We start from the raw sequence: 17,885 nt of genomic DNA, 5'->3' as shown, positions 1-17,885 counted from the left end.
TGCCGCCGACTCTCCTATCGACCCAATCCCTCGCGGCGGCGAACGAGGGATTGAAGCACTGCCGCCAGCACGATGATCGCGGCGGTCGCGAGCAGTTGCGTGGCGGGGGTGATGTTGTTGAGCTGAAGGATGTTGGCCAAAGCGCCGAGCATGATGGTGCCGGCTACGGTGCCGACCATGGAACCGGCGCCGCCGAACAGACTTGTGCCGCCGATGACGACGGCCGCGATGGCCGTCAGTTCATAGCCCATGCCATCGTTGGCACTGCCGAAATTGAACTGGCCGGCATGGACGATGCCCGCAAGTGCCGAGGCAAAGCCGGTGATGGCGTAGACCGATATCTTCACCATGGACACAGGCACGCCGGAAATGCGGGCGGCGCGCTCGTTGCCGCCGACGGCATACACGTAGCGGCCGAAGCGCGTGGTGTTGAGCACCAGCGTGGCAATCGCGGCGAAGATGATGAAGACGATGGTCGCCACCGGCACGGTGTTGTCGAACAGCCGCTCGCCCAGCACCGCGAAAACCGGCGGCGCCAGGCCCGGGCCGTCGCCATAGGAAATGTTGATATACTGGTTGCCGGACACGATCAGCGCCAGGCCGCGTGCCGCCTGCAGGCCGGCCAGCGTGACGATGAATGGCTCCAGACGGAAGCGGGTGGAGATCGTGCCCTGTACGACGCCGAAGACGATGCCCATGACGAGCACGGCAAGGATGGTCGGGATCAGCCCGAAGCCGCCGGAGATCATCATGGTGGCGGTGACGACGGCGGAGAGGCCTAGCACCGCGCCGACTGAGAGATCGATGCCGGCGGTGATGATGACGAAGGTCATGCCGATGGCAATGATGCCGGTCTCGGACACGGCGCGCACGATGTTGGCGATGTTGTCGGGGTTGAGAAACAATATCTCGCCGTGGCGCCGGGGCGAGAAGATGACGCCGCCGATCGCCACCAGCACCAGGCCTATCAGGCTCTGAAAACGCACGACGATGGCCAGTGGGTCGACGCGATGTCTGGGCGCTGCCGTGCCTGACGGTACAGAGTTGGCCGTCCCCTCAATCCTCTGATCCGACATCAGGCCTCCCTGCCGTTAGCCGCGGCAAGCACGGTGTGCTCGTCGACGCCGCCGTTGAATTCCGCCACATTGCGCCCCTGGCGCAGCACCACGATGCGGTCGCAGAGCCCAATCAGCTCCGGCATCTCGCTCGATGCAACCAGAATACCCAGCCCTTGCGCAGCAAGTGCTCTGAGCCTCGCGTAGATCTCGCCCTTGGCGCCGACATCGACGCCGCGGGTCGGCTCGTCGAGCAGGAGCAGGCGCGGATTGCCGAGGATTTCCTTGGCCAGCACGACCTTCTGCTGGTTGCCGCCCGACAGCGCGCCGACGGCGATGTCCGGGTTTTTCGGGCGGATATCGAACTGGCCGAAGGATCGCGTCACCGCCTCGGCCTGGCGGCGCGGCGACATCAGTCCGGCCGGCGATATGCGACGGATCACTGACATCACCAGATTAAGGCCGACCGCCATGCGTAACATCAGGCCGCTGCCGCGCCGGTCGTCGGTGACGAAGGCAATGCCGGCCTTGCGCGCGGCGTTTATGGAATCGAGCCTCACCGGCTTGCCGTCGACCGCCACCTCGCCCTGCCAGCGGCCGGCAAGGCCCGTGCCGTAAAGCGCGGAGAGCAGTTCAGTGCGCCCTGCCCCCATGATGCCGGCCAGGCCGACGATCTCGCCCTCCCTTACCTCGAGCGAGACGCCCGTCGGAGGCTGCCAGCCGGCGCTTTCACGGACGAGCCGGAAGCTGGCATCCCTGAGGCTGAGCAGTGCCTTGCCGGCGCTCCTGGCGCGTTCGGGATAGAGCTCGTCCAGCGGCCGCCCGACCAGCAGGCGCACCAGCTCGGCCTGGGGGGCGTGCGGCTCGGTAATGCCGGCGACACGGCCGTCGCGCATGACCGTCACGCGATCTGCGATCTCAGGTACTTCCTCCAGCCGGTGCGATATGTAGATGATGCCGACGCCCGAGGCGGCGAGCTTCCTCATGATCTCGAACAGACGTTCGACCTCGCCGACGGTAAGCGCGGCCGTCGGTTCGTCCATGATCAACACGCGGGACGCATAAGACAGCGCCTTGACGATCGCCACCACCTGTCGCTGACCGATCGATAGGTCAGCGACAAGGCGCGCAGGGTCAATGGCGAGCTCGATCGCCTCAAGCCGCCGCTTGGCCTCACGACGCATCGCCGGCACATCCAGCATGCCGCCGGGCCGCATCAGCTCGCGACCGAGGAAGAGGTTCGCCGCGACATCGAGCGAGGGCACGAGATCGAGTTCCTGGAAGATGGTGGCGATGCCGGCGGCTTGCGCCTCGCGTGGGTTGTTGAAGGTGACCGGCTTGCCGTCGATGTGGATTTCGCCCTCGTCCGGAGTGTAGACGCCGGACAAGAGGTTCATCAGCGTCGACTTGCCGGCACCGTTCTCGCCGAGCAACGCGTGGATCTCGCCAGCCTTCAGATCGAAGTCGACGCCGCGCAACGCCTGCACGCCGCCGAAACGCTTTACGGCGCCGGTGACGGAAAGCAGCGGCGCGCTCATATCGACCTCCTGTTGACCGGCCTCGCGCAGGATTCGCGGGCCTGCAGCGTCGCTTTAAGCCGCACAGCGCGTGGCGGGGCATGGCTGGATGCGATGCGCTCGCTGAGCAGCGTTGCCGCCTGGCGGCCGATCTCGGTGCAAGGCTGTTCGACCAGCGTCAGCCTAGGCTCGAAGCAGTCGGCCCATTCGAAATCGTCGAAGCCGACGAGCGAGAGGTCGCGCGGGATCGAAAGACCTTTCTCGCGGATAGCGCGGACTGCCCCGATCGTCGTCATGTTGTTGCCGGTGACCAATGCGGTGGGCGGCGCGGGCAGCGACAGGATCGCATGCGTCGATGCCGTGGCGCTCGCAGTGTCGACATTCTCCGGCGAGACATAGTGCGGCGGGCATTCAAGTCCATTGGCGGCGAGCGAGGCGTGGAACGCGTCGACGCGCTCGCGCGTGGTGGCGAGGCCCGGCTGGCCGGCGATGTAGCCGATGCGCCGGTGGCCGAAGGATGCGACATGGTCGATCAATGCCCGCATCGCTGTCTCGTTCTCGACACCGATCTGGTCGAAGCGGTCGTCGGCGAAGCGGTCGATCAAGACGCAAGGCAGCTTCTTGTCGGCGAGATAGGCGATCGCGCGCTCGGGCGAGCCGGACGGCGCCAGGATGACGCCGTCGACGCGGCGCTGGTGGAAGGCGCGCACGACCTGAAGCTCGCGGTCCGGGTCTTCCTGCGTATCCGACAGGAACACCATCAGGCCAAGGCGCGCGCATTCTGCCTCGACCGCGCAGATGATATCGGTGAAGTAGGGATTGGAAATGGCCGAAATGGCGAGCCCGACGCTGTTGGTCGAGGCGACTTTCAGCGAGCGCGCCAGCTCATTGGGCTGATAGCCCATGGCGGCAATGGCATCGTTGACGAGCTGCGCCTTTTCGGGCGAGACGAAACGCGTGCGGTTGACAACATGCGAGACGGTCGAAACCGAGACGCCGGCGCGGCGCGCGACCTCAGCCATGGTCGGCATGGCGGCTCGTGCGGAGTGCTCGCAAGCGCTCCCTCCCTAATCTCGCGTTTCCCGTCCGCTCTCCGGCGGATCTGAACGAACCATAGAGAGATCGAAACGTTTGCGCAATCGTTTCGATGACTTTGCGCAGAATATCTTCGAGAATATCTTCGAGCTTGAGGAAGCTCGGCGGCTAGAAGGTGAACGCCAGCCAGGCGGTGCCGGCGAGAAGCGTCACCAGCGTCAGCGGCAGGCCAACCTTGAAGAAGGCGGAGAAGGAAAGCTCCTTGCCGGCAGCCTTCGCTTGCTCGGCGACGATCAGGTTGGCGACCGAGCCGAGCAGCGTGAAATTGCCGGCCAGTGTCGAGCTCATCGCCACGACCAGCCAGGCGCGCTCCGGGTTCTCCAGCCCGGGAATGAAGGGGCGCAACGCCAGCACCGCCGGCACATTGCTCATGACATTGGAAAGCACCGCGGTGAAGCCGGAAAGCCGCCAGACATCGTCGAGGCCGATGTTCTTCGCCCAGGCGATCATGTCGGGCGTGAGCAGCGTGCGCTCGGCTCCCGCCACCACCACGAACAGGCCGGCGAACATGAAGAGCAGCGGCCCATCGATCTCGCGATAGATGCGCCGAGGCTTGATTGCCCGGGTGACCAGCAGGAAAGCGCCGGCAATCAGCGCCGCTTTGGCGACGGGAACGCCGGCGAAGAAAGCGAGCGCCAGCAGCACGCAGACGATGGTGGCCTTCAGCACCTGTCCGGGCAGCATGCGGCCTCGATACACTTCCGGGCTGAGTTCGGCGGGGCGGGAGAATTCGGCGCGGTAGACGATGCGTATGATGACGATGACGCAGAGCAGACCGAACAGGGCCACCGGCGCCAGCGCCAGCGTGAAAGCCGGATAGGAAATGCCGGACAGCGCGCCGATCACCATGTTCTGCGGATTGCCGGTGATGGTGGCGACGCTGCCGCAGTTCGAGGCCGTGCAGGTGGCGATGAGGTAAGGCACCGGATTGCGGTTGATGACGCGGGTGACATGGACGACGATAGGCGCCATCACCAGGCAGATCGCGTCATTGACCAGGAAGGCCGAGAGCACGCCGGTCAACAGCGTCACCATGACCAGAAGCATGAAGGGCGCATGGGCGTGTTCGATAGCAAAGCCGCCAAGTGCACGAAACGCGCCCGAAACCTTCAGATGCGCGACCACGATCATCATGCCGAGGAGCAGCGTGATGGTGTCGAATTTGATGGCCTTGTAGGCATCCTCGATGCCGATCGCGCCGATGGCGATCATGGCGGCACCGCCGAGCAGCGCGATCCCGGCGCGGTCGAGGCGCAGCCCGGGAATGCGGCCGACCGCGACACCGGCATAGGTAAGCACGAGGATTAAAAGCGCGCCCGCGCCGGTCCATGTCATCGCAAGAAGGTTTCCCGTTGCCTGCCCTGTCCGCCAGAATCGGCCGGAGGACGGGCGGCCTCACATTTAGCAACGGCGTCGGAAAGGGAAAGTGTGCAAGCGCACCAAAGCGTGATGACGCTTTCATGGCTTTCACATTCATAAACCCTAATGTAAAGAACAGTGAATTAACATATCTGACCGATAATCCAGGCGTTGGGGACTAAACGGATGAACACGGTCGTTGAAGCGGAACGTCGCGTCCCATCGCGGGAGGAACTGATGCGTCCGCAGGAATGCCCCCGCTGTCACGGGGCCAAAAAAGTTTTCGTTTGCGCGCGCTGGCTGAGCTCGAACGGCCATTGCTGCCCGGAGGGCACGCACCGGCTTAACTGCCCAGGACACAGCATCGCCTGTCTCGAATGCAGCGGGCGCGGCAGCTAACGGTACCCGACGGCCGCCAATAGATCACAGCGTCGCCAAAGCGGAATCCTTTACTCTGGCATCGCTCAAGACGGCCGTCATTAAAGTTTGACATAGCCAGGTCCGCCGGGGCTGTTGCGATCCATGTCGCTTGGACTTGGCTATTGCCTTGCGCTTCACCGGCGCCTACCACTTGGCGAATTTCACGATTTTCCGCAGGCCACTGCAAAGCAATGATCGTCCGACTGCGACGCGCCCTGCGATGGCAAGCGCTTCCGCTTCTTGCCGGCTTTGCCGTTGTCGCGCTGATCATAACCGCTCGCGCCATTCTCGCCGAAGCGCAGATCGCCGACCGCAACGCCAGCCGCGAAGCGATCGAAACCCAGCAATTGCTGTCGAGCGTGCTTTCGCTGGCTCAAGACGCCGAAACCGGCCAGCGGGGCTATCTGCTTACAGGCGAGAAGAGTTATCTCCTGCCGTATCAGCATGCGGTCGAGGCGCTGCCGGCGCTGCTCAAGCGCGTCGATGAGAAGTTTCCGGTCGGCAGCGATCGGGCGCAACAGGTGGTCGGCATCAAGGACGCGCTTGCCCACGAGCAAGCGGAGCTCGCTGAGACGATCAGGCTCTACGACACGGGCAACACGGCGAAAGCGCTGGACATCGTGCGCGGCGGCAGGGGCAAGCTGGACATGGACCAGATCCGCGCCAACATCGATGCGATCCGGCGCATCGACGGCGCGAGCCTCGCTGCCCGTGCCGAGCGGATGGAACAGATCGAAGGCTGGCTGCGCGTCGGCTCGTTCGCGGCGCTGCTGGGCATCTTGCTGCTCGGCATCTACACGATTCGCCAATCCAGCCGCCGCTTCCGGGAGGTGGCCGCCGCGCAGGACGCATCGAGCGCCAAGAATACGGCGCTGCTCAACGAGATCGAAACACGTGAGAAGGCGGAGTCGCAGCTTCGCCAGGCGCAAAAGATGGAGGCGGTGGGTCAGCTCACGGGCGGCATCGCGCATGATTTCAACAATATGCTGGCCGTCATCACTAGTGCCATGAACCTCGCGCAGCGCAAGCTCGCTCGCGGCGAGCACGACGTGCTGAGCTTCGTCGAGGCGGCGGCAGATGCCGCGGCACGCGCCGCCAACCTCACCGCCAGGCTGCTTGCCTTTTCCAGGCAGCAGCCGCTGGCGCCCCAGATCGTCGATGCCAATCGCCTTGTCACCGGCATGTCGGACCTTTTGCGGCGCACGCTCGGCCATGCGATCGAGATCGAAACGGTGCTGGCGGGCGGGCTTTGGAAGACGCACGCCGACCCGACCCAGCTCGAGAACGCGATCATCAACCTGGCGGTCAACGCGCGCGACGCCATGGATGAAGAGGGCAAGCTCACCATCGAGACCGCCAACTGCCATCTCGACGAGGCCTATGCGGCGGCGCATCCCCAAGTGAAGGCCGGTCAGTATGTCATGATCGCGGTGACGGATACCGGCACGGGCATGCCGGCGGACATCATGGCCAAGGCTTTCGAGCCATTCTTCACCACCAAGCCCGCAGCCAAGGGAACAGGGCTCGGACTCAGCCAGGTGTTCGGCTTCGTCAAGCAATCCGGCGGACACGTCAAAATCTATTCGGAGCCCGGCGAAGGCACGACAATCAAGATCTATCTTCCGCGCTTCACCGGGCCGGAGGAAGCGGCGCAGCCGGTGAAGGCCGGCAGCAGGAGCGATGTTCCGGCAACCGAAACCGTGCTGCTCGTCGAGGACGATGCCCGCGTGCGCGCTTCGACGGCCGCTGCCTTGCTGGAGCTCGGCTATACCGTCATCGAAGCCGCGGGCGGTGATGAAGCCTTACAAAAACTCGGTGAGAACGCCGCTATCGTGCTGATGCTGACGGATATCGTGATGCCGGGCATGAATGGCCGGCAACTCGCCGAACAGGCGCGCAGGCAATCCCTCTCCCTGAAAGTGGTGTTCATGACCGGCTTCACGCGCAACGCCGTCGTGCACAATGGCGTGCTCGACCACGATGTGCACTTCATCGCCAAGCCGTTCACGCTGGAACAATTGGCGGCGAAGCTCAGGGACGCGCTGGCCTGATTTGTCCGATCTGACTGCTCTGGCCGTTCTCAGATCCGTCCAAGCACGACCAGAATAATGACGATGACAAGAACCAACCCGAGACCGCCGCCGCCATAATAGCCCGTGCCGTAGAACGGCCCGCCGCCCAGGCCGCTGAATCCGCCAAGCAAGGCCAGAATGAGAATGATGATAAGAATTGTGCCGAGACCCATGTTCTCTTCCTCTCTCTGAAGCGCAACCGGGCGCTTTTCATCACGAAATCAACTCGCAAGAGGCGCGCATGTTCCACTCGGCTCCGGGCCGACGCTATTCCGCCCTGGCCGAGTGGGATGACACGATCGGCGGACCGGGATTGGCTTCAAGTCTGATCGGGACCAAAAACAAAAGCGCGATCGCAATCGCGATCGACGCAATGATGGCCGCCGTGCTTAATATGTCCTTCATGTTCGCATCCTGAATATTCAAAGATGCTGAACAACGCTGCGCCATATCTCCCGTTCCACTTCGCTCTCGCGGAACCATTTTCAGATGCGCGACGTTTGGGGCAGCCCGGTTAGGGTAATCCCGGGGACAACGGAGGCTCGCTTATGGGCGTATCGGTACTCATCGGCATCCTGATCACCTTCCTGGTGGTGATCCTGGTGCTCTATCTCGTGCAGCGCTTGCCGCTCGATGCCCGCGCGCGGCAGATCGCGCAGATCATCGTCATCATCATCGGTATCATTTCGTTGCTCAAATATCTTGCGGTCTTTTAGCCGCGGTCCATATTCGGCACGGAAAACCCGAAGCCTGGTGTCCATGAGAACCCCGTCGATCGCATTCCTCGCCGGCAACTTGTTGAGCGCGTCCACGCTGCTCTGCGCGGCAAACGCCGCCCACGCCCGGCCGGATACGCGCGCCATGACTTGCGCGCAGACGCAGGCGCTGATCAAAAGCGACCATGCGGTGGTTTTGACCACCGGTCCGGACACTTATGACCGCTTCGTGCGGCAATTCGGCAATGAGTGCGACTGGCCGGAAGTGCCAATATCGACGACCGTTCCCGCCAAGGACGGCGAGTGCCGCGTCTATCGGTGCGAGGAGCCGGTCGACCTTCCCGACCGATAGCCGCCTCTTGCGATCCCGTGCGGAACCATAGCAACCTCATGCGGGTTGTAGGAGCCAGCAGCAGAATTGGCCGGCCGCGACTTGATTCTGCGTGTAACAGCGGGAGGAACGGCGATGCCCGAAATCGCGCGCACCGGCAGTTGCCTGTGCGGCGGCGTGCAGTTCAGCGTGGCCGGCGAGCCACGCCGGGTCGGCCTCTGCCACTGCAAGGATTGCCGCAAGACAAGCGGATCGGCTTTCCATGCCTATGCCGTATGGCCGCTTCAAGCGTTCGAAACCAGCGGAATCACCAGCACCTATGGCGCTCGAAGTTTTTGCCCTACCTGCGGAAGCCGCGTTCCGTTCGTCGGCGAAGACGAAGTCGAGGTCACGATCGGCAGCCTTGACGTCGCGCCGACTGAAGGGCTGGTGCCGGACTACGAGCTCTGGATCGGACGGCGCGAATCCTGGCAGCAGCCCCTCCCCGCGGCGCATCAGTTCGAGCATGACCGGGTCGCCGTTGATTCGGTTGCCGGCGATGATATCGACCCCGGGGCCGCAGCAAAGGTCGGCCTAGGTGGTGCTGCCGGCGGACTTAAGTCTGAACGGCAATGACCTGCAGTCCAGGGACCCCTCCAGCGCCACTTGGAAATGGCCGGTTGCCGATTGGAATGCCAAGCGTTTCTCCAAAACTCCGTCTCTTTTCAACCACCGGTAGGTTTGCCGGTTAGTCGGCCGCCGATAGCATTTCGCGATGAGTTCGGACCTGCGCGTTTCAGGCAGCAGCATACATGGAGCTTTACCGGCTTGGCGGAATACGAGAATTTTAGCCACGCCTTTTCCTAATACAACCTTTTGGTTTGCTTCTCCTCTCGGCCCCTGTGTTCATCACATCAATTGTCAGGCTGCAATTGAAATATCGGCGTGAAAATTCTTTAAGCTTAAGAAATTTTTTAGACAATTTCCCTTCTGGTTGTATCAAAATACGACGCCGGAATTGCCATGGGCAATAAGCCTTATGATTTCAGACCTTGTACAAAAGGCCACCTTTGTTTCTTTCATTTTTTGTTACATAGTGCTGCCGAATCTTGAAACCGGACGGGGCGGTTTTCATGACGTCGGCGACTGAGCACGGCCGAAACATGCATATGCGGTATCCACCGATTGACGGGTTCTGGACCTGGGACGTCAAGCGTGACCGCGTCTATGGCGACGCCAACCTTTCAGATTATTTCGGGCTGACACTCGACGAATTCTCGCATGGCGCATCGTTGGAACGGTGCATGCAAAGCATCGATGTGGATGACCGGCCCAGGGTCCGATTGGCGATCCGCAAGGCGATAGAACGCAAATCGGGCTTCAGGGAAGTCTACAAGGTCCGGTCGGAAAAGATGGGGCTGCGCAAGATCCTGGCCGTCGGCCAATGTTACGTAGATGGCGTAGGCGAGGCAGCACTCTACCCTGGCTGGTTCGTCGATCTGACGAAGGATGCCACCTGCGAGGAACAGTCGCTACGCGAGATCCACAATCACGTCGAACAGGCCAAGGACATCGCGCGATCGATCGGACACGACATATTGTCCTATCTTCTGGACAACGTCGAGGAAGAGGTCGAGCAGCGGCTTGACGGAAGGCTGAGGAGGCGAAGATCGTCCTGAGGCAGCTTCCGCCGATCGTTTGCGGGTCAGCTTCGCTTGCCGCGTCTGCCGACCTCAGCCGTGACCATGCGCGCGAAATGCGATTGGGGCGATCGGTGCTCGATGAGCCTGGCGCGCTCAAGCGCCGCATCGCCGTAAAATTCGATCAGCACCCCGGCTGCCCGGACCGCATCGGCTTTCAACCGGCCGAAATCGACTTGCCCGTTCTCGACCGAGGGCTCGCTCCTGGCAATCACGTCAAGCATGGCTTGCAACTTGTCAGGAGTGCTGCCCTCGTCTTCGTTCATGGTCGCTATCCGATTGGGCGCGTAAAATATCGACATTTCCGCACAATGTCCAACAGGTTCGTTGGCCCGGCGTCAGTGCAACCGAGTGCAGCTACACCGCGCACGACGCCACAACTTTCATGCAAGCATAGTGATCCAGACTTATCGCGCAGACATTTGGGGGGCACCCATGGACCAGCCTAGCAAAATGGAAAACCTGCAGTTTGCGCAGGGGATATTGCGAGAACTTCGCCAGAAGGCCGAAGCCGACGGCGAAAAACTCCTGACCTATCTCATCGACATGGCTTATCTCGAGGCCAGCGACCGCATCCGTGCCCACTGGATCGGCAGCCACGAACATGAAAGCCGCCGCGCCAAGGGCTGAGCCGCCCAAGGCAATTCGGGGGAAGCGCGCCGCGGTTTTCCGCGCGGAATTTGCCTGGATCGATACCTGGAGCGGTTCAGCGTTTCCATCAGAGGTCTGAACCGCCCTGGCTCCGTGAAGCATCCTGAACGCAAAAAAGCCCGCCATGCCTCTTCGGCATGGCGGGCTTTTTGCTCGGATGAGCAAGGCTAAATGCTATAGCCTCGCTGCCGATCTATGATGCGGCGGCAGCCTTTTGGCGGACCGGAAGCTTCCACCCCGGCCGCGCGAAATGGCAGGTGTAGCCGTTGGGATAGCGTTCCAGATAGTCCTGATGCTCGGGCTCGGCTTCCCAGAAGGGGCCTACCGGAGCAAGCTCGGTGACGACCTTGCCGGGCCACAGGCCGGACGCGTCGACGTCGGCGATCGTGTCCTCGGCGATCCGCTTCTGCTCGTCGCTGGTGTAGTAGATCGCCGAACGATAGCTCATGCCGATGTCGTTGCCCTGGCGGTTCTTCGTTGTCGGATCGTGGATCTGGAAGAAGAATTCGAGCAGCGTGCGGAAACTTGTCCTGGCCGGGTCGAAGATGATTTCGATTGCCTCGGCGTGAGTGCCGTGATTGCGATAGGTCGCGTTGGCGACATCGCCGCCGCTGTAGCCGACCCGGGTTGAAACCACGCCGGGCAAGCGCCGGATCAGATCCTGCATGCCCCAGAAACAGCCGCCGGCAAGGACTGCGCGCTCGGTGGAAGAAGCCATGTCAAACCTCCTTTGGATTGCTCCATAGATAGGCGTTGTGGTCGGGTTCTTCCAGCGGCTCGGAAAACATGCCGGCCGCGACTTCGAACCTGCACGATCAGGTATCCGAAGTCGGCTTGAACCGTCGGATCACCACCTCGAAGACGATGTCCGAGATCCACATGGCCGAGACGCCGATCAGAAAGGCGGCGGCAAGCGTGTTGGTGTCGTCGGCGGCGTCCGGCATCGGCAGGCCGCTTGCCTGGACCCAGGCGACGGCGGGCAATGTCAGATAGGCGGCGGCCAAGGCGCCGCAGATGGGCGAGGCAATCATCTCGCGCAACTTGTAGCGATGGCGCGACAGTGCCCTGAGCACACCGCCGGCGAGCCCCGCCGCCACGACCTGGCCCTTGATGCCCAGAAGATCGAAAATGTCATGCATCACGGCCTCCAGCCACAGAGCTTCTCGCCCTTGCGGTTGTGGGCGAGCAGCGCCCTCGCCTCCTGATCCGACAGCGTTTCGACGGCCCTGGCGGAGAGGCGCATCGGCGCGGCGGCGGCGCAGAAACCGCCCCTGGCCGTCGTGCAGCCGACAAGCGCGGCGACAGTGGTTGCGAGGACTAATCCCTTGCCCATGACTTCAGCTCCTTCCTGACCGCTTCAGCCGGCAAGGCGCCGATGTCGTTGTCGACCTGGTCGGCGATATTGCGGGCCGCGGCCTCTGCTTCTGCCTGCTTGCCGCGCTCGGCCCTTGCGCCCGCGAGGCGCTGGTGAAAGCCCCAGCCGAGCGCGCCTATGAGGCCGGCGCCGATGGCCAGGATCGTCGGATTGGTGAGAAGCCATGCCAGCAGCGCGCTCATAGCAGCACCCCGATGACAAGGCCGGCGACGAAGCAGGCGGCGCCCACGATCAGATATGGCCTGACAGCTTCAATCCTGGCGGCGAGCAGACTCTGCAGATTTTCCATGGTCAGTGCTCCCAACCGAACCGGCGCGCGAGCAGATGCCACCACTCGGCCACGCCGGCGATGACAAGGCCGAGACCGGTCTCCAGCGCCATCTGTCGGGATCGGCGGAGAACGCCGAGGCGTCGTCGGCGCCCAGAAGGCCCCGGGCGACAAGCATGCCCGCGCTGTAGCGCAGGGCGATACGGATGAAGACGGCGATCATTGGCAGAACACTCCGAAGAGATTGCAGGGAAGATGCGCGGCCCAGGCGATGAGCGAGCCGAGCGCCAGCGCGATCAAGGCGAGGATGCCGGCTGCCTTGACGGGCGATGCGGATTTGGGCGGCTCGGCCGGCGCCTCAGCGCTGGCATGCTGCCCTGGGTCGGCCGGTGGTGCGGTCGGCGCCATCTGATCGGCGGATGCCGGCGCCAGCGGCACGGATACCGTCGTCGTCAGCGGTGCGGCCGATATCAGCAGCGCCTGCCGGCGCACCGAGGCGACACGCGCGCTCCAGCCCCGGCCGAAGCTCGGCCAGGTCGGCAGCTGTTCGAGGAAGGCAAGCCGCGCATCGCAGAGCGCGTCGATGACGACGCCGGCGGGTCTTGCCCCCGCCGCGGTGAGCGAGGCCGGGCCGATGCGGCCGTCCTGGACAACGCCGAGCACGGCTTGAAGATATTTCACTGCCCTGCCCGGCCCACTGTTCACGGCGAAATCGAAGACGGCGTAGTCGACGCCATCGGGGAGCAGAGCGCCCGCCACGGCATCCCAGTAGAAACGGCGGTATACCACAGCGACCTGATCGTCGCTGATGGCGCGCAGGTCGGCCTTGGTGGCGCCGGCTTTCACGTAACGGCGGAAGTTGGCGAGCGTGACGCCTTTCATGGTGGCGCCGCCCGGATCGGTGGGGTTGTCGGACCAGCCGCCTTCGGATTTGAGGACGAGCGAAAGGGCGCGCGCGAAATTGCGGTCCATGGGGGGCTCCTCGGGATCGGTTGCGGTGGGGTGGCTTTGCCGACGAATTGTGCTCGCCGAGAATTTAGAGCCTTAGGAAAACCTTAATTGCCGTAAGGCAATGCTGGCGATCGCGGTTGGGTCTGCCGGCCTGTAGGTAGAGACGTTACTGGGCTGCGGGCTGGACGAACTTCCGTCGAAAGCCGCTCAGTCCGCCGGAGAAAGCCAATTTCAAAAGCCTGAACTGCGTCTTCAACGTGGCCGACGAAGCGTCCTGGCGATGGCGAAGGTTATCCATTCCAATATTCGGCCAGGCAACCAATCCCATCCAGCAATGCGTTTGTGCATGCGAATCGCCGCAATCCCATCGGCATAATAGTTCGGTTTGAAACCAGTGCGGCGGAACCCGGCCCTCAGGTAGAACCTGATAGCCCGGTGATTGTCGGCGCGCACTTCGAGGCGTAGCAGCCGATACCCACGAAGAAAGACTTCTTTCTCCGCTGCGTTAAGCAGCGCGGTTCCGAAACCTCGCCCCGCCACTGAAGGCGAGACGGCGATCGTCTTAAGGCTCGCTGTTGACTTCCCCTGACGACACAAGATGACGCAGAATCCAACAACTCTATCGTCCACCTCTGCGACCAAAACGTCGCCATTGGAGATACTGCTCTCCAGCCCTGCGTACCCCGTCCAGTCCGTCTCGAAGGCGACCGCTTCGATGTCCGTGACAGCTTGGGCATCTCTTTCCTGGGCGCTGCGGATGTTCATAGCGTTCAAGCGTCACGTCTAAATGGTTGGCCAGCGTCGCTGGAAGGATGCCCTGAGAGCATCGAACTCTACTTGCGACAGCATCTTGTTGAACATTAGAAAACCATGAACACGCCGTCCGCTGCCCATGAACAGGCTATTGTCCGAAGTCAACCCGAACTTCGCCTGTGTGCTACCGTCGGACGCAGTGGGAACGAAACTATCTGTGAAGTTCTGGATCTGGAACGTGCCGTTAACATAGGCACTAAAGTCCCGATTGGTGTTGGAATTGTATTTGCCGCCGACGCCAATCATCAGCATCAAATTTGACGCAATTGGAGTGCTCGCAGTGAAGAGAGCGGTCGATATAGAGGCGCTTCCATTGCTCATTCGAAACCATGGCTGACCGGCAGCGGTATAAGTTGAAAGACCTGTGTCGTGGTTAGCGTTAACGGCCCTCGATCTTGTAGTAAAAGCGGCTCCATAACTCGCCGAAAAGAATTCGATTGATATGATTGTCCAGTTAAAACCGACCTTATGAAGGCTATTCATGAACGTATCGTTGGCGGTGGCCTTTTGAAAGCCATCACCGCCGTCGGACGAGAAGTATTCGCTCGAACTCTCGCTGCCGGCAATACCATTAAACGTAGGATCGTCGACCCCCACCGACGTGCTGGTGCCCAACGTAAAGTTTCGGCCGTTGCTGCTGACATCGAAGACAGTTTGCCCAGAACCAGGCCAGCTATTCTTATCTCCGGGGTCGAGACACACAGCAAGGTTGCCGAGCAAACCGGCATCCGTCACCATCTCTTTGATGGTGCGCATTGGCCTGTAAATGCGCTGTGGATTGAGGAATGGGATCATTGCAGTGCCTCAATGCTGCCCGAGACGGCACCGTTCAATTTCGTGATGTAGAGGTTGAACTTGCTGCCGCTTGTGGTTGTCAGCGCGTTCCCGCCAGGAGTCACCACAAACCCGGTGAAGGTTATCGCGCCAGCGGTAGGGCTGTTGATGATCTGAACGACCATCGAGAAGTCGCCTGCCTGCGTTGGTGCGGCGAGTGTGAAGGCGCCGCCGTTGGTCAGGTATCGCAGATTACCGCCGATTGGGGATGGCGCGTAGGTGCCAGAGGCTTTGGTGCCGTCATTCACTGAGGTTGAGGTAAAGCCGGCGGTGATCCCGAGGTTGTCAGCTGCTTTCTGCAGCATCGCCGTAGCAATCTCCGATAGCGTATCGAACGCTGCCGAGACACCCCCCAGCACCAGATCGATGGCCGCCTTCACAAATCCTGTGGTGGCGATCTGCGCGGTGTTGGTGCCTGACGTCGCGGTCGGTGCTGTCGGCGTGCCGGTAAACGTCGGGCTGCCCTTCGGCGCAAAGGTCACATCCACATAGGCCGTCGTGGCGATCTGGGTCGAGTTGGTGCCCGCAGCCGCCGTCGGCGCTGTGGGCGTGCCTGTGAGCGCAGGGCTCGCTTTCGGCGCCAAGCTCCCCACCGCCACACCGCTGTCCTTCACCACCTTCCCTGTCGTCCCGTTGAACGTGGCGATGTTGTCGGCCGCGGCCGAGGCTGGCCCTGCGACCAGGCTCCCCACCGCCACGCCACTGTCCTTGCCGGCCTTTCCCGTGGTTCCGGCGAAGGTCACGATGTTGTCGGTTGCCGAGGAGGCCGGGCCGGTGAAGTCGCCGACGCCGGTGCCATCCGCGCCCTTGTCGCCGGCGCGGGTGAAGATCAGCCAGATGCCGTCGGCGCTCGTGGGCAAGGTGCCGGCGCCGCTGACATAGGCCAGCGTGAGTTTGCGATAGCCCGTCCCGTCCACCACCGAGCCGGTGACATTGTAGACATAGGCGATCGCGGCTGATGCCTTGGAGCGCAGCGTGAGCTGGCCTTTGATCGTGTTGGTGCTGTCGTCGAACGTATCCAGGATGCCGCTCACCGTGGCGCCGCTGGAATCGAGGTTGTCGATATAGGCTGCGGTGGCGGAGGCGGCGCTGGCATTGTTCAATCGCAGCGTGCCGTTGCCGGGGTCGGCATCGGCGGTGCCGGTGGAAAAGGTGTAGCCAAGCGCCGCCACGGCGTTGGCGGCGGCGACGGCGCTCGCCGCCGCGTTGGCGGCCGAGGTCGCGGCGTTGGTGGCTGAGCCGGAGGCGGCGGTGGCCGAACTCGAGGCGGCGGAAGCCGATCCGGCAGCAGCGCTTGCCGAAGTTCCGGCGCTCGTGGCCGAACCGGCAGCCGTGGAAGCGGAGCCGGCCGCCGCCGTCGCCGAATTGCCGGCATTGGTGGCGCTGGCCGCGGCATTGGCGGCGGACGTGGACGCGGCGGTGGCGGAGCCGGCCGCCGCTGTCGCCGAACCCGCCGCGTTGGTGGCGCTGGTGGCGGCGGCGGTCTTGGAGGTCAGCGCGGCCGCCGCGCTCGCGGCTGCGGCATTGGCGGCATTCACGGCATCGCCGAGCGTGTCCTGCGAGAGATAGAAGCTGAGCGTGATCGGGTCGGCGCCGATCACCGGATCCAGCGTCTCGAAGGCATAGACGCGATCGGCCGAGGCGGCGCCCTCCTGCACATGCACGGTCGTGCCCTTCTGCAGCGTGCGCGCGGTGCGCGCATCGGCGGCGCGGAACCACTGGCCTTCGCTCGCGGTGTAGATGCCGTTCTGGGTCTGGTCGGCCTGGTCCTTGACCAGCACGCGGTCGCCGACTTGCGTCAGCACGCCGTCGATGGTCTGCAGGCCGTAAAGGGTGATGTTCGCGCTCGTCGCCAGGCGCGCGGGTTCGCGCTGGTCACGTAGACGACATCAGCCTGGGTGTCCCAGGCAAGCTCTATCGCCGCGGAAGGATGGTCCCAGCCGAAATCGAGCGCGCCGATGCGCGGCCACCAGCGCGGCAGCCGGAACGGCTCGCAGGCAATCAATTCCTCCGCCACCGGGAAGATGCGGCCGGAGCCCAGCACCGGAATGCCCTTCGCGCGGGCCTCGCGCTCATGCTCGGGATAGGCGGCGATGATTTCGGCGCGCTGCTCGGGCGAATAGTGCCCGGCATCGTCGATGGTCATGAAGGTGACGTGGCGGGACATGGCAAGCTCCAGTTCCTCGCCCCGCGAGAACGGGGAGAGGTGGCGCGGCGAAGCCGCGACGGAGAGGGGGCAGCGCCGACGTTTGATGGAAGAGCGGGGAGGCTATTCGTCGAACGTATCGCTCTACGAAGCCCCTCTCCGGCCGCTGCGCGGCCACCTCTCCCCCCGCTTCGCGGGGGGCGAGGAAAAGGTCAGCCCTTGTACCCCTCGTTGACGCAGTAGTTCTTCCAGGCCCAGTCGAAGTCGGCCTGCGACATGGACGAACCGAGGCCCGGTTCGACATAAGGCCCGGCGCCGTCGATATAGACGATGAAGCGTGCTTGCTTGGTGAAGATGCCGACCTTGCTTGTGACGACGCCGCAAGTCTGTCCGGTCGCGCTGTCGCCGGTGAGATCGACATGGGAGAAGGTTGCCTCCGGATTATTGACCAAGCCACGCATCCTGGCTTCCGCCGAAGCGATCGCATCGGCGCGCCAGTCGCCGCTGGAGCCGGAACAGGCCGACAGCAGCGCGCAGGCAAGAAGCAGTTCTGGCAGGGGCCGCATGTCGGCTCCGGATCGCGGCCGAAAACTACTCGACCTT

At 63.0% G+C, this 17,885-nt stretch carries 22 protein-coding genes and 1 pseudogene; 7 read left to right on the top strand and 16 right to left on the bottom strand.

Annotation, left to right across the window (positions count from 1 at the left end):
- Positions 1-14 precede the first annotated feature (14 nt).
- The 4 genes from EN862_RS16760 to EN862_RS16745 all read right to left on the bottom strand — a co-directional run bounded on the left by EN862_RS16760 (position 15) and on the right by EN862_RS16745 (position 5,002).
- The gene (locus EN862_RS16760; RefSeq protein WP_127865379.1) at positions 15-1,076 is read right to left on the bottom strand and encodes an ABC transporter permease; all 1,062 of its coding nucleotides are present in this window, start codon (positions 1,074-1,076) and stop codon (positions 15-17) included.
- Entirely contained in the window at positions 1,076-2,593 is a 1,518-nt protein-coding gene (locus EN862_RS16755) for a sugar ABC transporter ATP-binding protein (protein ID WP_127865378.1), read from the bottom strand. The genes EN862_RS16760 and EN862_RS16755 overlap by 1 nt, the downstream gene beginning before the upstream one ends.
- Positions 2,590-3,603: a LacI family DNA-binding transcriptional regulator gene (locus EN862_RS16750; RefSeq protein ID WP_127865377.1), complete on the bottom strand. Its 1,014-nt coding sequence runs from the start codon at positions 3,601-3,603 to the stop codon at positions 2,590-2,592. Before EN862_RS16750 ends, EN862_RS16755 begins: the two co-directional genes overlap by 4 nt.
- Positions 3,604-3,775: 172 nt before the next feature.
- Entirely contained in the window at positions 3,776-5,002 is a 1,227-nt protein-coding gene (locus EN862_RS16745; protein ID WP_127865376.1) for an anion transporter, read from the bottom strand.
- 635 nt (positions 5,003-5,637) lie between these two features.
- Here EN862_RS16745 and EN862_RS16740 point away from each other — a divergent pair.
- Positions 5,638-7,497: a CHASE3 domain-containing protein gene (locus tag EN862_RS16740; protein ID WP_245519609.1), complete on the top strand. Its 1,860-nt coding sequence runs from the start codon at positions 5,638-5,640 to the stop codon at positions 7,495-7,497.
- A 29-nt stretch (positions 7,498-7,526) separates the two neighbouring features.
- Here EN862_RS16740 and EN862_RS16735 read toward each other — a convergent pair whose 3' ends face one another.
- On the bottom strand, positions 7,527-7,691 hold the full coding sequence (locus EN862_RS16735; RefSeq protein WP_082048942.1) for a DUF3309 family protein: 165 nt from the start codon (positions 7,689-7,691) through the stop codon (positions 7,527-7,529).
- Between the two features lie 68 nt (positions 7,692-7,759).
- Here EN862_RS16735 and EN862_RS36215 point away from each other — a divergent pair, with 68 nt between their 5' ends.
- From EN862_RS36215 to EN862_RS16715, 5 genes are all read left to right on the top strand, one after another.
- Entirely contained in the window at positions 7,760-7,936 is a 177-nt protein-coding gene (locus tag EN862_RS36215) for a hypothetical protein (RefSeq protein WP_189401224.1), read from the top strand.
- Between the two features lie 130 nt (positions 7,937-8,066).
- Entirely contained in the window at positions 8,067-8,234 is a 168-nt protein-coding gene (locus tag EN862_RS16730; RefSeq protein WP_116390104.1) for a Thivi_2564 family membrane protein, read from the top strand.
- A gap of 43 nt (positions 8,235-8,277) precedes the next feature.
- Entirely contained in the window at positions 8,278-8,586 is a 309-nt protein-coding gene (locus tag EN862_RS16725) for a hypothetical protein (protein WP_127865494.1), read from the top strand.
- 114 nt (positions 8,587-8,700) lie between these two features.
- On the top strand, positions 8,701-9,180 hold the full coding sequence (locus EN862_RS16720; RefSeq protein WP_127865375.1) for a GFA family protein: 480 nt from the start codon (positions 8,701-8,703) through the stop codon (positions 9,178-9,180).
- Positions 9,181-9,713: 533 nt separating this feature from the next.
- Positions 9,714-10,223, top strand: coding sequence for a hypothetical protein (locus EN862_RS16715; protein WP_127888680.1), 510 nt, complete (start codon positions 9,714-9,716; stop codon positions 10,221-10,223).
- Positions 10,224-10,249: 26 nt separating this feature from the next.
- On the opposite strand, the gene EN862_RS16710 is transcribed toward EN862_RS16715, so the two are convergent.
- The gene (locus tag EN862_RS16710; protein ID WP_127865373.1) at positions 10,250-10,510 is read right to left on the bottom strand and encodes a hypothetical protein; all 261 of its coding nucleotides are present in this window, start codon (positions 10,508-10,510) and stop codon (positions 10,250-10,252) included.
- A 169-nt stretch (positions 10,511-10,679) separates the two neighbouring features.
- Here EN862_RS16710 and EN862_RS16705 point away from each other — a divergent pair, with 169 nt between their 5' ends.
- Positions 10,680-10,874, top strand: coding sequence for a hypothetical protein (locus EN862_RS16705; RefSeq protein WP_127865372.1), 195 nt, complete (start codon positions 10,680-10,682; stop codon positions 10,872-10,874).
- 214 nt (positions 10,875-11,088) lie between these two features.
- On the opposite strand, the gene msrA is transcribed toward EN862_RS16705, so the two are convergent.
- From msrA to EN862_RS16650, 10 genes and pseudogenes are all read right to left on the bottom strand, one after another.
- Complete coding sequence (msrA, locus tag EN862_RS16700; protein WP_127865371.1) at positions 11,089-11,613, bottom strand: peptide-methionine (S)-S-oxide reductase MsrA; 525 nt, start codon at positions 11,611-11,613, stop codon at positions 11,089-11,091.
- Between the two features lie 97 nt (positions 11,614-11,710).
- The gene (locus tag EN862_RS16695) at positions 11,711-12,034 is read right to left on the bottom strand and encodes a hypothetical protein (protein WP_127865370.1); all 324 of its coding nucleotides are present in this window, start codon (positions 12,032-12,034) and stop codon (positions 11,711-11,713) included.
- Positions 12,034-12,228 (bottom strand): hypothetical protein, encoded by a 195-nt coding sequence (locus EN862_RS16690; protein ID WP_127865369.1) that lies wholly within the window; start codon positions 12,226-12,228, stop codon positions 12,034-12,036. The genes EN862_RS16695 and EN862_RS16690 overlap by 1 nt, the downstream gene beginning before the upstream one ends.
- Positions 12,213-12,452: an ABC transporter permease gene (locus tag EN862_RS16685; RefSeq protein ID WP_127865368.1), complete on the bottom strand. Its 240-nt coding sequence runs from the start codon at positions 12,450-12,452 to the stop codon at positions 12,213-12,215. The genes EN862_RS16690 and EN862_RS16685 overlap by 16 nt, the downstream gene beginning before the upstream one ends.
- 305 nt (positions 12,453-12,757) lie before the next feature.
- Positions 12,758-13,510 (bottom strand): glycosyl hydrolase 108 family protein, encoded by a 753-nt coding sequence (locus tag EN862_RS16675; RefSeq protein WP_127865367.1) that lies wholly within the window; start codon positions 13,508-13,510, stop codon positions 12,758-12,760.
- 231 nt (positions 13,511-13,741) lie between these two features.
- On the bottom strand, positions 13,742-14,254 hold the full coding sequence (locus tag EN862_RS16670) for a GNAT family N-acetyltransferase (RefSeq protein WP_245519631.1): 513 nt from the start codon (positions 14,252-14,254) through the stop codon (positions 13,742-13,744).
- Between the two features lie 18 nt (positions 14,255-14,272).
- A complete protein-coding gene (locus EN862_RS16665) occupies positions 14,273-15,097 on the bottom strand; it encodes a hypothetical protein (RefSeq protein ID WP_127865365.1) in 825 nt (274 codons plus the stop codon).
- A complete protein-coding gene (locus tag EN862_RS16660) occupies positions 15,094-16,941 on the bottom strand; it encodes a hypothetical protein (protein WP_127865364.1) in 1,848 nt (615 codons plus the stop codon). Before EN862_RS16660 ends, EN862_RS16665 begins: the two co-directional genes overlap by 4 nt.
- A 68-nt stretch (positions 16,942-17,009) precedes the next feature.
- Positions 17,010-17,306, bottom strand: a pseudogene (locus tag EN862_RS16655) (terminase family protein); the annotation flags it as partial.
- A 188-nt stretch (positions 17,307-17,494) separates the two neighbouring features.
- A complete protein-coding gene (locus EN862_RS16650) occupies positions 17,495-17,848 on the bottom strand; it encodes a hypothetical protein (protein ID WP_127865363.1) in 354 nt (117 codons plus the stop codon).
- Positions 17,849-17,885: the final 37 nt, after the last annotated feature.

The sequence above is a fragment of the Mesorhizobium sp. M2E.F.Ca.ET.219.01.1.1 genome, assembly GCF_004016445.2.
Lineage (GTDB): Bacteria > Pseudomonadota > Alphaproteobacteria > Rhizobiales > Rhizobiaceae > Mesorhizobium.
Note: the sequence above shows the minus strand (reverse complement) of the source record. Positions and strands in the feature narration are given on the sequence as shown.

What these genes read in the sequence shown, in the direction of transcription:
- EN862_RS16720 (WP_127865375.1), top strand. Translation starts at nt 8,701, where the DNA reads ATGCCCGAAATCGCGCGCACCGGCAGTTGCCTGTGCGGCGGCGTGCAG.
- EN862_RS16715 (WP_127888680.1), top strand. Translation starts at nt 9,714, where the DNA reads ATGCGGTATCCACCGATTGACGGGTTCTGGACCTGGGACGTCAAGCGT.
- EN862_RS16740 (WP_245519609.1), top strand. Translation starts at nt 5,638, where the DNA reads ATGATCGTCCGACTGCGACGCGCCCTGCGATGGCAAGCGCTTCCGCTT.
- EN862_RS16650 (WP_127865363.1), bottom strand. Translation starts at nt 17,848, where the DNA reads ATGCGGCCCCTGCCAGAACTGCTTCTTGCCTGCGCGCTGCTGTCGGCC.
- EN862_RS16675 (WP_127865367.1), bottom strand. Translation starts at nt 13,510, where the DNA reads ATGGACCGCAATTTCGCGCGCGCCCTTTCGCTCGTCCTCAAATCCGAA.
- EN862_RS16685 (WP_127865368.1), bottom strand. Translation starts at nt 12,452, where the DNA reads ATGAGCGCGCTGCTGGCATGGCTTCTCACCAATCCGACGATCCTGGCC.
- EN862_RS16705 (WP_127865372.1), top strand. Translation starts at nt 10,680, where the DNA reads ATGGACCAGCCTAGCAAAATGGAAAACCTGCAGTTTGCGCAGGGGATA.
- EN862_RS16750 (WP_127865377.1), bottom strand. Translation starts at nt 3,603, where the DNA reads ATGCCGACCATGGCTGAGGTCGCGCGCCGCGCCGGCGTCTCGGTTTCG.
- EN862_RS16755 (WP_127865378.1), bottom strand. Translation starts at nt 2,593, where the DNA reads ATGAGCGCGCCGCTGCTTTCCGTCACCGGCGCCGTAAAGCGTTTCGGC.
- EN862_RS16745 (WP_127865376.1), bottom strand. Translation starts at nt 5,002, where the DNA reads ATGACATGGACCGGCGCGGGCGCGCTTTTAATCCTCGTGCTTACCTAT.
- EN862_RS16760 (WP_127865379.1), bottom strand. Translation starts at nt 1,076, where the DNA reads ATGTCGGATCAGAGGATTGAGGGGACGGCCAACTCTGTACCGTCAGGC.
- EN862_RS16695 (WP_127865370.1), bottom strand. Translation starts at nt 12,034, where the DNA reads ATGCATGACATTTTCGATCTTCTGGGCATCAAGGGCCAGGTCGTGGCG.
- EN862_RS16665 (WP_127865365.1), bottom strand. Translation starts at nt 15,097, where the DNA reads ATGATCCCATTCCTCAATCCACAGCGCATTTACAGGCCAATGCGCACC.
- EN862_RS36215 (WP_189401224.1), top strand. Translation starts at nt 7,760, where the DNA reads ATGTTCCACTCGGCTCCGGGCCGACGCTATTCCGCCCTGGCCGAGTGG.
- EN862_RS16725 (WP_127865494.1), top strand. Translation starts at nt 8,278, where the DNA reads ATGAGAACCCCGTCGATCGCATTCCTCGCCGGCAACTTGTTGAGCGCG.
- EN862_RS16670 (WP_245519631.1), bottom strand. Translation starts at nt 14,254, where the DNA reads ATGAACATCCGCAGCGCCCAGGAAAGAGATGCCCAAGCTGTCACGGAC.
- msrA (WP_127865371.1), bottom strand. Translation starts at nt 11,613, where the DNA reads ATGGCTTCTTCCACCGAGCGCGCAGTCCTTGCCGGCGGCTGTTTCTGG.
- EN862_RS16710 (WP_127865373.1), bottom strand. Translation starts at nt 10,510, where the DNA reads ATGAACGAAGACGAGGGCAGCACTCCTGACAAGTTGCAAGCCATGCTT.
- EN862_RS16735 (WP_082048942.1), bottom strand. Translation starts at nt 7,691, where the DNA reads ATGGGTCTCGGCACAATTCTTATCATCATTCTCATTCTGGCCTTGCTT.
- EN862_RS16730 (WP_116390104.1), top strand. Translation starts at nt 8,067, where the DNA reads ATGGGCGTATCGGTACTCATCGGCATCCTGATCACCTTCCTGGTGGTG.
- EN862_RS16690 (WP_127865369.1), bottom strand. Translation starts at nt 12,228, where the DNA reads ATGGGCAAGGGATTAGTCCTCGCAACCACTGTCGCCGCGCTTGTCGGC.